Here is a 10,788-nt window from a genome sequence, read left to right as displayed (position 1 = left end):
TGCTCTTGCTTCACATGCATGCCATTGATATCATTTAAGATTCCGTCCCAGGTTTCGGCCACAACCGGCAGGCGCCAATAGAGATCTCGGAAGTGAGGACCGACTAGATCGTTCTCCGCCTCCCACGAGATAACCGCGTCACGTACAACACCAACACTGTGCGTATTGGTGATCATGACGGGTCCTTCCAGGAAACCACTCTCGTCGATCCAGGTCGTGCCGGTCATCTCGCCATTGCCGTTCAGCGTATACCAGCCCGCAAAACTCGGCCCGAATTTTTTACCTCGCGGAAGTATAGCCGTCACACCGGTTCGCACTGGGCCTTTGCCAACTTCGATCTTGCCACTACCCTCAATGATGGTCGAATAGCCAACCGTGACACCGGCGACGTCGGTAATAGCGTTGTTCGGTCCGGGTGTGCCCACGAACGGGATTCCGAGGTCGCGGGCACGTTCTTTGGCTGTTGCGGTGGCACTGTCAACCGAAACGACTGTAGTGCAGCCCAACAGGACTGCCGCAATGATGCTGCTCAGTCTATTCACTTTCAGCTTCCTCCTTGGTGAATATTCGTTCGCGGACGTTCCGAAAAGTCTTAAATTGCATCAGTGTCAGATTTTGGAGACGTGTTACGTAATAATACCAGAAAATACAATAAAGGCGTGACCCGTATCGGATTGATAACAAATCGCCATACTCAACTGCTGATCTTATCAATTATTTCTGCCATGGCGCCTCCATTTTCCCTATCCGTTCCTTCCGGTTGTCTCTTCAGTGGATGAATTGGAAATAATGGTATTCAGATATCGATTTTATACAAGCGTTATTTTTTTAACATTTTAGGGGCAGGCTTCTCTGCACTAGCCGAAATGAGTTTATATAGGATCATACATGACGATTAGCGATATAGGGTCCTACATAGCGATTGGCTGATATATCAACGTATATTGACGTCTGCAATATACGAGCGTATATCCGGCTCACTCATACAGAAGCGTATACGCCATGAAGATCAGAACAGCTCGCGACATTGGTATCCTGATTAAGGAAGCCCGCACCCGGCGCGGCCTGTCGCAGGCTGCCTTGGCCAAGATGATCAACACCACGCAGACGTGGGTATCGTGGATCGAGAACGGCAAACCCAGCGCCCAGATCGGCAACGTGCTGCTAGCGCTGACCGTGCTTGGTGTGGAGCTGGACTTTCAGATCCCGTCGGCGCCGACGTCGGCTGCCGTTCATCAACACAGTGCCGATGAACGGCATGTCGACGATGACGACGACGAGATTCCCTACAAGCTCTAGGTGACGATGATCATGGTGAACCCGATCGACACTCTCGACGTCTACATCGCCGGCAGACCGGTTGGGGGGCTCCACCACCTGCAGGGCGGCAAGCTTTCGTTCTCCTATCACGAGGCTTGGATGGAGGGCCGGGTCGCGATCCCGCTCTCCCTATCCATGCCCACGATCACGAGGACGTACAAGGGCAAGGTCGTCGAGGCATTCCTCTGGGGCCTGTTGCCGGATAATGAGCAGACCCTTGCCAGATGGGCGCAGAGGTTCCAGGTCTCTGCCCGAAACCCGTTTGCTCTACTCAAGAATGTCGGCCGCGACTGTGCCGGCGCCGTTCAGTTCCTTCCGCACGGCGACCAGGTTTCCCGCGGCGAGGACGTGGAGTTGCTCACCGAGGCGCAGATCGGCGACCGCCTGCGCGACCTGCGCAGGGATAGTGCAGCTACCCGGCGAATCGGCGATCCCGGTCAGTTCAGTCTCGCTGGTGCGCAGGCGAAGACGGCGTTCCATTTCGACAAGCGCAGCAATCGCTGGGGGATCCCTCGAGGCGACACGCCCACGACCCACATCTTCAAGCCGCCTATGCCACATTTGCACGGGCATACCGAGAACGAGCATTTCTGCCTGGAGCTTGCACGCAAGCTCGGCATGGACGCTGCACACAGCAAGGTTCTCGACTTTGCAGGCGAAAAGGCGATCGTTCTCGAGCGCTATGACCGCCGCAATATCGATGGCAAGACCATCCGCATCCATCAGGAGGACATGTGCCAGGCTCTGTCGGTGATGCCGACGCTCAAGTATGAGAACCAGGGTGGGCCGGGTATCACGACTATCTCCAACAAGGTGCTGTCGGCCTCCCTAGACCCCGTCCGCGATCGTCAGACCTTCATGGCCGCGAACGTCTTCAACTGGATCATCGCTGGCACGGACGCACATGCAAAGAACTACTCGATGCTGCTCGGTGCTCAGGGCGAGGCCCGCCTAGCGCCACTCTACGACATCTCCTCCATTCTGCCGCACCTCGGCGAGGGAGAGATCCAGGCTGAGATGCGCGACCTCAAGCTGGCGATGAAGATCGACAAGGTCTACCTGATCGACGAGATCATTCCGCGCCACTGGGAGCGCTGTGCGTCCTCGGCCAAGGGTGGAGGCGAGTACACGATGCGGACGATCCGCCATCAGCTCGCGGTGATGCCCGATATGGCGTCGGAGTGCGCCCACGAGCTTCGCCAGGAGGAAATCAGCCATGAGATCGTTGGCCGCCTCGTCGACGTAATCGCGACGCGCATCAAGGGCCTGTCCCGAATCTATGGAGAGGAAGCCGCTGCGAGGTCCGTGGAGGTTGTGGAGGCAAAAATCGGCCGGGGATAGATGTCGTCCTGAGTTGCCGCAACTATGCGCAAAAAGAAGGTCACGCGGAAGCTGCCATGTATCGGTGACGGCCGTAACTCGCTACACGTCACCTGGACGCTGAAGGTCGGCGCGCTTCATCGTGCATTCGAGCCGTTTTCGGCACCTACCTTCTGACTGGCACAAATCTAACGTTTGGTACCTGATGGGGGAAGACGTCTTCCGACCCCATTGCGGACCTTCCCGCACAGAGGCCAATTGAGTCCTGACCCGAGACCGTCGTTCCGCCCGGTCAGCCATGACGTGGGCATGCAGCAGAACGTCAGTGCGCAATCGGGGTGAGTGTCAGCACTTCGCTGTTGGTCTTGCAGGAATCCGGTATCCCTGCGATGCAGCCCGTCGTGGTTTGCTGGATCGTCATGGTGAAACTGTCGCCCGACGGACTGATAGTATAGGTGCCGCTGCCCGCGCCCGAAACACCGCTTCCGGCAAGCACATAGTCCACCGTCCCGCCCGCCCGCGAGGTCGGCGAGTATACGAAATTCGCAGTGCCACGGGGAAACTTGCCAACCACCTCGAACGGCTCGTCCAGCTTCATCACGGTCCCGGTCACCACGATCCGCGCGCCGCCGCCGGTGACTGTCCAGGGGCCGGGGCAAATCTTGTCCAGCACGTGTTCGGCAATTCGGGCAGCCTCGTCCAGCACGGCATCGTCCTTGGCAAAGCCGGTGAAGCTGTCAACAAGCGCGCCGCCGGGATTGGTTCTGATCTCAATAGTCCAATCGGCGTTCCCGGCGCCGAACGTGATGCTGCCGCCAATCAGATAATCTGCTGTGATAGTGCCCAGTTTCCTGATCGCAGTGGCCTGGTCAACATATTCCGTCTGCTGAAACCGCTGTTCCTTGTTCACCTCCTCGATCCGTCGCCATTCGACGACCCGTCCGGCGCACCACGCAAACTCCCCGCCGTCGGCCAGCTTGGTGACGGCAGCGTGCACAATAGCTTCGCTCAGACCATTGCCGGTAAACTCCTGACCGGGATAGTTGTCGGTAGTGATTGTGCCGACAGCCAGCACCACATCGGCTTGTTGCGCTGTTGCGATCTCCGGTGAAAGCGTGGCGAGCCAAAGCGGGCAAAGCACAGGCACAAAACGCAGCGCCAGTGATCGAACTAGCAGCATGATGCCCCCACATGGATCATGCGTTCACACTCCTCCAGTCACTATGGCCTGTCCAATGAAATCTCGGGCGCGGGGTGGTGGAACGACTGCTCCGTCCAGGTTCACCTCAACATCCAACCGGTCAACAAGAACTTCGGATCGTCAGTGTGAAACCCGGTGAATGTCCGTCCATGGCGCCAAAAGATTAAGCGTCTCAGGTATGTACTACGAGCTCGGGTCCGATGCCCAGATGATGAACGACGCCGAAACCGATATCGCCTTCGATGGTCCAACTGGCCATCAGGCTGTGAACCTCTTCAAGAGCTTCCACAGCGAAGGGCCAATTGCCGATCGAGCAGCGGGCCGCCCGCCAGATGCCGGCCAGCTGGGTAGTTTCTACTTTGCGTCGGCGGGGCGGTGCGTGGTTTCGAAAAGGAGATTGGCGGCCGTTTCAATCTTGGTACTCGAGACAATACCGGGTCTTCGTATCTGTGATGAGCAGAAATTCGGTGGCTCACGCGCGTGATTTTCGAGGACGAAGCGGAGCGGTCAGTCCCCATCGCCGCAGCCATTCTGCAAGACGGGTTATGCCGACGCACCCGAATGGGCGCAAGGCGGGTTGAGCTGGTGTCGGGCAAAGGCTATCTGGTGCCAACCGCAAGCGGGTTCTCCGCGAACACAAGGCACACCCCGGCATGATCCCAGATTTCCTCGTCACCCATTCTGGTGGCTTCCATGCCGATGAACTGCTGTCCAGCGTCATCTTGACCCGGCTTTTCCCGCAGGCTCGTCTGATCCGTAGCAGGGCGCCGGAATGGACCACACCTGGTCTGGACCGCATCATCTACGATGTGGGCGGCGTATATGACGCCGCAGCGCGGATATACGATCATCATCAGCGCAGCGCACCGCTGCGCRAGGATGGCCAACCATTCAGTTCGTTCGGATTGATCTGGAAGCACTATGGCCGTGACTATCTTGCCGCCTCGGGCGTTCCCGAACCCCATATTGAGACAGTCCACGCCTCGTTCGATTCGAGCTTTGTGCTCCCAGTCGATCTGGTGGACAATGGTGCGCTCAGCCCCTCGGGACCGCTGGCCCGGCTGACGTTGCCAGCTCTGCTAGAAACCTTAAAGCCCGTTTTTGACGAAGTTGACCCTGAGGCTGAGAATCGTGGATTCCACACCGGCCTGGCCATTGCCCGAAATTTCGTCGAGGCAAGCATAGCGCGCAGCGCTGCAAAAATGCGGGCCGAGGCGGTCGTGCATCGGGCCATTGAGGCTGCAGGGAAGGGGCGTGTTCTAGAGCTTCCAATGGGAATGCCCTTCCGTCCCACCATCGTCAAAGCGGGCGCCGATCATCTGCTGTTCGTGGTTCACCCGCGCGACAAGGATTGGTGCCTGACTACGATCCGCCGGGCGGACGACGGGTTTGAGGTGAGGGCCGATCTTCCCGCGGCATGGGCCGGTCTGACTAATGGCGATCTGGAGGCGGCATGCGGCGTGGAGGGCGCGAGCTTTTGCCATAATGGCCGCTTCATAGCCGCCGCCAAGACCCGCGAGGCTGCCCTGGCCATGGCTGAGTTCGCGGTGAGGGAGGCTGTCTCCAGTGTGGTCAGGTCAGTTGGCGGCAATTGAGTGGCGTCTGCATGGCCAATGCCGTCCAACAATGGCGAGCCGTAGCGGAATAGCGGCAGGGGGACAGTGTGTGAGGTGGCGTGGGCCTCGGCGCCGTGCAATGGCCATTGCCGACAGGGCATAGGGGGTTGATGTCAGGTCAACCGGCGATGAAGCTGTTGGCTGATAGTCGGCGGCCATGATCCAGCCCATCGTCAGATATAAGCGTCATCGCTTCCCGCCCGCTGTGATCGCCCGTGCGGTCTGGCTCTACCTCCGATTCGGCGGAAGGAGACACTGGCTCTGGCGCCCCGTCGACCAGGACGGATACTTACTCGATGAGATCGTCCAGACCCGCCGAAACACCAAGGCGGCCAAACGCCTGTTGATCCGGTTGATGTAGAAGCAGGGCCCGTGTGCCGAAGCGTATCGTCACTGACAAGCTTCATTCCTAGGATGCGGCATGGCGTCAGATCATGCCCACGGTCGAGCATCGATCGCACAAAGGGCTGAACAATCGTGCCGAAAATTCGCATCTGCCACTGCGAAAACAGGAGCGGTTGATGCAACGGTTTCGCTCACCAGGCGCGCTGCAACGCTTCACAAGCGTCTTTTCGGCAGTCCGAAATCTCTTCGTGATGCCCCTTTTCAAAACACTCAGCCATCGCCGTCCATCTAATTCGCATAGCGAACGACGTGAATAGCGATTTTGTTGGGTGGGGGGCGCCATTGCGTAAATCATGTTTTCAGTCATGGGCAGGCTGGCGATGACCGTCAGTGGCCCACGACGTGGGCAGGTAAGATCGAGGCCTGGCACACATTGGCGAAGCCGGCTTTGGCGGACTTTGCGGAGCGAATGGCGCCACCCACTGCCACCGGGCTCGCATGGTTCGCAGTGGGCTGCGTCCGCAGCGTTTCAGGCAGTGAGATACAACCGCGGCAAGCCCCCCCTCGCCAGCTACTCGTGCAACTTTGCGTCAGAGCCCAAACGGCGGGTGATGCGCGAGCGCGGGGCACGTGCCATTGACAACACATCTTCTAGATTCAAACATACGTTTGAAACAAGCATTTCAAATGAGCATTCACCTTAGCTTGGCTGGGTGTCTCGAACGCTGGAGGCTGTCGTGCATACCAAACCAAATGGGTCGTTCGTGGCGCTGATCACGCCGATGAACTCCGACGGCTCTGTAGATCTGGCTGGGTTTGGCAGCCTGCTCGATTTTCACCGGCAAAACCACACAAAGGCGATCCTGATCATGGGTTCGACCGGGGAGGTCTCGATGCTGACCCCGGAAGAGCGGCGCACGATCATTACCGAAACGGCAAGAATGCCGCGGGGCGACATGCTCCTCTACTTCGGCTGCACGGGCTCCAACACCCAGGGCACGATCGATTTGGTGCGCTATGCCAAGAACGAAGGCGGCGACGGCGCCATCATTGCAGCGCCTTCCTACATCTGCGCCGACAATGAATCCATCGTCGAGTATGTTCTGGAAGTCTGCGATGCGGTCGACTTCCCGATCGGCTTCTACAACAACCCCCCGCGCGTGAAGACGGACCTTCACTGGACCGACATCCAGCGCATTTCTGCCCATCCGAACATGGTTGTACTCAAGGAATCGACCACGCGCGTTGGCCAGGTGGCCCAGGTCTGCCGCGCCGATCTCGACATCTCGGTCATGTGCTGCTGCTCGCCGAACCTCGGCTTGGTGATCCCGACCATGGCGCTGGGCGGCCATGGCACCGCGAACATGACTGGCAACATCATCCCGCGCGAGATGGCGGTCGTCTCCAAGCCATGGATGTCAGGCGAAGACGCATTCGCCTGCCGCTCGGCCTGGTTGCGCAACTTGCCGATGCTGCACTTTGCCTATGCGGCCGTTAATCCCGTTTCGATGAAGTCGCTGATGGCGGCGGTCGGCTTGCCGGCGGGGCCGCTGCGCAAGCCGCTACGGGCCGCTGACCCCAAGTTGCTTGAAGACGGCATCCGTATCGCCCGCGAACTCGAGCTCGACAGGGCCTACGGCTACCGATTGGCGCGCTGATTGGTGGCCACAGCTCCGCACTCTCAGACTGAAACTCGGCACCGGGCTTCGCGGTGGCCGAGGCTCCGCTGGTACATATCCTCAGATTTGACGCCGGTAAGAGCAGTGCGCGAACCGGCTTTCGGTTATGAGGGTTGTATGGACGCAACTGAAGAAAGAACCGGCCGGCACGACGATCGCGACACGCGTCGTGCATTGCTGCATGCGGCTACCTTCGTGTTCGCCGATCGTGGGTTCGATGCGGCCACGCTACGGGAAGTCACCCGGGCGGCGGGGGCAAACATTGCTGCAGTCAACTATCACTTCCGCTCCAAAGACGAATTGCTGCGCCTGACGCTCGAGCAATGCCTCGGCCCGCTGAACGCGGCGCGCCTGGGGGCAATGAAGGCATGTGAGGACCATCCGCAGCCAACCCTGCGCACCGTGCTCCGCGCGATCGTGGCACCGCTTGTCGAGCTCAGCCTCGACGAGCGCGGGGGGCGCGCGGCGATCCGACTGATGCTGCAAACCAAGGCTTTGCCTCGAACCCTGACCAATGAAATCTTCGCCGAGCAGTTCGACGAACTCCATCGCCTATCCCGACGAATGCTGCAGCGGGTGGCGCCCGAACTCGGTGAGGCGCAGATCGCGCTGCGCTATGAATACATTCGCGGCGCCATCTTGCACATCGTTGCGGACCTCGATCCGAATGCCCGTCGCATGCCCGGGCTCGAGGATATCCAGGATCACGTCAGCAACAACGCCCTGATAGACGACATCATCAGCTTCTGTGAGACCGGCTTTTCAAGCCGGACCGACTGATCTGATCAGCCGGATGACAAGAGTTGGGGCTACGCGTGCCGCCGTGGGTGCAAAGGACCTGATTATCTTCCCGCATAGTTGAGATGGCGAGGTCTGACATGCGCGCCCAAAACCGTGCCATTCGTAAGCTTGCTGATTTGCATGCTGCGGAGGCTCAGCTTTTTCGCAGGTGAGGAGGATAGGCGATCTCCCGTCGAAGGGCACTCGGCGGGGTCGCATTGAACCGTCCCCAAGCGCGACGCAGTCAGGATTTCCGGACAGCACCGGATCAACCGTGGAAGCACTCTTCGACGGGATTGCGCTCAGGATCCTCTGAAAGTTGGCGAACGCGGACCAGGCTTGCGATATTGAAAGCCTTCTCAGTCTTTGCAAAATGTTGATCGAACTGCTGAACGCTCGTTTTCCTACAGGTCCTGGGGCCGAAACGCCTGTTAAGCTGAAGGAACTCACCGACTTCGTAAAGACTGCCGAGGCCAAGATATTGCGGATGGTGGGTTTCGTCGGAATGAAACCGACCTGCGTGCGCACGAGCTTTCTGCAGAAGTTTGTGTCAATGACCGTGGAATCGGGACCCCGTACATCGGGCTTTGCCATCACGGGAACTGCCCATGTCGGGGCCGGCAGGTAGCTAGGCGCGGGATGCATCACCCAGGAAGTCGGCGGGCTTCAGTGCGATGTCGGCGAGGGTGTACCGATCAAGGGTGTTTTGGAACGACGACAGCGCGTCGTGCAACATGGTGGAAAGTTTGCAGCACCGCGTGATTATGCATTGGTTCCCGGTGGCGAAGCACTCGACCAGTGCGAAATCCGGCTCTGTCAACCGGATGACGTCTCCGATCCGGATGTCTTCTGGCCGGCGACCGAGTTTCAACCCACCAGATCTGCCACGAACCGCCACAAGATAGCCAGCGCGGGTCAGCGTGTTAGCCACCTTGTTGAGATGCGTTTTTGACACACCGAAGGCACGTGCCGTCTCTTCGATGGTGAACAGCTGATCCCCCGCGGACGCCGCAAACATAAGCATTCTGAGCGTGTAGTCGGAAAAATTCGTCAGTCTCATTGCGATCCAATGCCTGCTTACCGGTTGTCCGGAAGGTTACAGGCTTTCGGCCGTGATCGGCTCTATGGTCAAGGTGCTTTCACCGCGATTGTGGGCCAGCGCAAGGCGAAAGGAATGCGCGATACGCAAAGCCCGTTCCATGAACAGCGCCGCGATCTCCGGTGGACAGAGTTTGTTGACGGTTGCGCGAAACAGACTAAGCCATCGCCGGAAGTGCCGTTCGCCCAGGCTTGGGATGGTCAGGTGTGGTGGTAGCGGGCGGCCGTCGTAACGGCCGGTGCGAAGCATCAAGGATGACCAGAAGTCACACATTTTCGTCAGGTGTGGCGACCAGTCATGTGGCGCAATCGCCCTGTTGAACAGCGGCCCGAGCAGGGGATCGCTTCGGATCTCCGCGTAGAAACCATGAACCACGTCTCGGATTACCTGCTCATCCAGTTGTCCGGGCAGCACGCGACCGTTGATGACGATCGTTGTTTCACGTTTTGTGTCTTCGCTCATACCGGCTCCCAGCGTCAGCGGGCCGGATGCGGCCCTTTGTCGTCCATTTTTGACGGCTGTGCAGGCTTCACGATGCAGATTAAAACATATATCGTCAATATATGTTTATGTCGCACGGCTGTCGCCGCGATGAAGGAAGCCGGATGAAGCTCGAGCCTGACCAGACCGGAGACTATGTCCTGGAGCCAGGGTTCCTGGCGCAGCGGCTTTCCATTGAAGAGAACGAACTTCAACGACGAATGCGCCTCGGCCTCATAACCAGCCGGGTGGATTGCGGCACCGACGGCGACAAGGGCCGAAAGCGCCTGACCGTGCGCAATCGAAACTCGGTCTKGCGTGCCATCGTCGATGCCGACAACCGCATCGTCAGTGAGGAGTTCTTCGAATTGGGACAAGCTTCGGGCGATGGCAGACTTGCACTACCAACCTCATCCGCGGCGCCAAAAACGTCCGTTGACCTAGTAGCAGGAATGAAATCATGAACGACCAAGATTCGGGCAGTACTCTCGTGYCGATGCTGGTCGCTGGCCTCGTGCTAGTGACCGTGGGCTATGCGGTGATCATGATGTTCGTGTGAACCCTCACGCGACAACGAGCGCCGGGCGCGTCCCGTGACGTGCCCATGGCGAACTCTCTGAGGACGTCATCTGATCGTGAGCCCATCGCCGAAGATGCCAGGAGGTCGGCAGTCGAACAGTCATCGCAATTTCATTCCCAAAGCGGATGAGGTGGATGGCTCCCGCTCCCGGCATCTGAGTGCCAAAATGGGTTTGCTGTCTGGCAACCCAAGCAAAGGAGCCATCCGCCATGCAGATTACCACCGTGGGCCTCGATTTGGCCAAGCGTGTTTTTCAAGTTCATGCCGTTGACGCGTCTGGAGACGTTGTCGTGCGCAAGGCACTACGGCGATCGCAGGTTTTGCCGTTCTTCACCAAGTTGCCACCCTGCCTGATCGGCATCGAGGCC

12 protein-coding genes and 2 pseudogenes are annotated in these 10,788 nt (G+C 58.8%); 10 read left to right on the top strand and 4 right to left on the bottom strand.

Translation table 11 applies throughout. From position 1 onward, the window contains the following. On the bottom strand, nucleotides 1-542 hold a 542-nt coding region (locus tag AC1DWF_RS26565; RefSeq protein WP_476842233.1), incomplete at its 3' end, for a P1 family peptidase. 460 nt (nucleotides 543-1,002) lie between these two features. On the opposite strand from AC1DWF_RS26565, the gene AC1DWF_RS26560 reads away from it, so the two are divergent. Together AC1DWF_RS26560 and AC1DWF_RS26555 are read left to right on the top strand one after the other, a co-directional pair. Then, nucleotides 1,003-1,299: a helix-turn-helix domain-containing protein gene (locus tag AC1DWF_RS26560; protein ID WP_476789401.1), complete on the top strand. Its 297-nt coding sequence runs from the start codon at nucleotides 1,003-1,005 to the stop codon at nucleotides 1,297-1,299. 12 nt (nucleotides 1,300-1,311) lie between these two features. Next, nucleotides 1,312-2,661, top strand: a complete 1,350-nt coding sequence (locus AC1DWF_RS26555; protein WP_476786779.1) for a type II toxin-antitoxin system HipA family toxin — start codon at nucleotides 1,312-1,314, stop codon at nucleotides 2,659-2,661. 301 nt (nucleotides 2,662-2,962) lie between these two features. Here the strand turns inward: AC1DWF_RS26555 and AC1DWF_RS26550 are convergent, their stop codons facing one another. Then, nucleotides 2,963-3,820: a hypothetical protein gene (locus tag AC1DWF_RS26550; protein ID WP_476789400.1), complete on the bottom strand. Its 858-nt coding sequence runs from the start codon at nucleotides 3,818-3,820 to the stop codon at nucleotides 2,963-2,965. Between the two features lie 229 nt (nucleotides 3,821-4,049). Between AC1DWF_RS26550 and AC1DWF_RS26545 the strand changes: the two genes are divergently transcribed. The 6 genes and pseudogenes from AC1DWF_RS26545 (at nucleotide 4,050) to AC1DWF_RS26520 (ending at nucleotide 8,889) form a co-directional block, all read left to right on the top strand. Further along, nucleotides 4,050-4,325: a hypothetical protein gene (locus tag AC1DWF_RS26545; RefSeq protein ID WP_476785849.1), complete on the top strand. Its 276-nt coding sequence runs from the start codon at nucleotides 4,050-4,052 to the stop codon at nucleotides 4,323-4,325. A 169-nt stretch (nucleotides 4,326-4,494) separates the two neighbouring features. Next, on the top strand, nucleotides 4,495-5,436 hold the full coding sequence (locus tag AC1DWF_RS26540; RefSeq protein ID WP_476842232.1) for an MYG1 family protein: 942 nt from the start codon (nucleotides 4,495-4,497) through the stop codon (nucleotides 5,434-5,436). Nucleotides 5,437-5,614: 178 nt separating this feature from the next. Beyond that, nucleotides 5,615-6,186 (top strand): annotated as a pseudogene (locus AC1DWF_RS26535) (IS6 family transposase). A gap of 353 nt (nucleotides 6,187-6,539) precedes the next feature. Next, nucleotides 6,540-7,460, top strand: a complete 921-nt coding sequence (locus AC1DWF_RS26530; RefSeq protein WP_476785847.1) for a dihydrodipicolinate synthase family protein — start codon at nucleotides 6,540-6,542, stop codon at nucleotides 7,458-7,460. Between the two features lie 138 nt (nucleotides 7,461-7,598). Next, complete coding sequence (locus AC1DWF_RS26525; protein WP_476785846.1) at nucleotides 7,599-8,261, top strand: TetR/AcrR family transcriptional regulator; 663 nt, start codon at nucleotides 7,599-7,601, stop codon at nucleotides 8,259-8,261. Nucleotides 8,262-8,580: 319 nt separating this feature from the next. Beyond that, complete coding sequence (locus AC1DWF_RS26520) at nucleotides 8,581-8,889, top strand: hypothetical protein (protein WP_476789399.1); 309 nt, start codon at nucleotides 8,581-8,583, stop codon at nucleotides 8,887-8,889. Here the strand turns inward: AC1DWF_RS26520 and AC1DWF_RS26515 are convergent, their stop codons facing one another. Together AC1DWF_RS26515 and AC1DWF_RS26510 are read right to left on the bottom strand one after the other, a co-directional pair. Then, complete coding sequence (locus AC1DWF_RS26515) at nucleotides 8,890-9,321, bottom strand: RrF2 family transcriptional regulator (protein ID WP_476787123.1); 432 nt, start codon at nucleotides 9,319-9,321, stop codon at nucleotides 8,890-8,892. 36 nt (nucleotides 9,322-9,357) lie between these two features. Next, nucleotides 9,358-9,822 (bottom strand): group III truncated hemoglobin, encoded by a 465-nt coding sequence (locus tag AC1DWF_RS26510; protein WP_476787124.1) that lies wholly within the window; start codon nucleotides 9,820-9,822, stop codon nucleotides 9,358-9,360. Nucleotides 9,823-9,965: 143 nt separating this feature from the next. Between AC1DWF_RS26510 and AC1DWF_RS26505 the strand changes: the two genes are divergently transcribed. Next, nucleotides 9,966-10,304, top strand: coding sequence for a DUF6522 family protein (locus AC1DWF_RS26505; RefSeq protein WP_476842231.1), 339 nt, complete (start codon nucleotides 9,966-9,968; stop codon nucleotides 10,302-10,304). Between the two features lie 325 nt (nucleotides 10,305-10,629). Then, nucleotides 10,630-10,788 (top strand): annotated as a pseudogene (locus AC1DWF_RS26500) (IS110 family transposase); the annotation flags it as partial.

Source organism: Aminobacter sp. P4_D5 (assembly GCF_056401815.1).
Note: the sequence above shows the minus strand (reverse complement) of the source record. Positions and strands in the feature narration are given on the sequence as shown.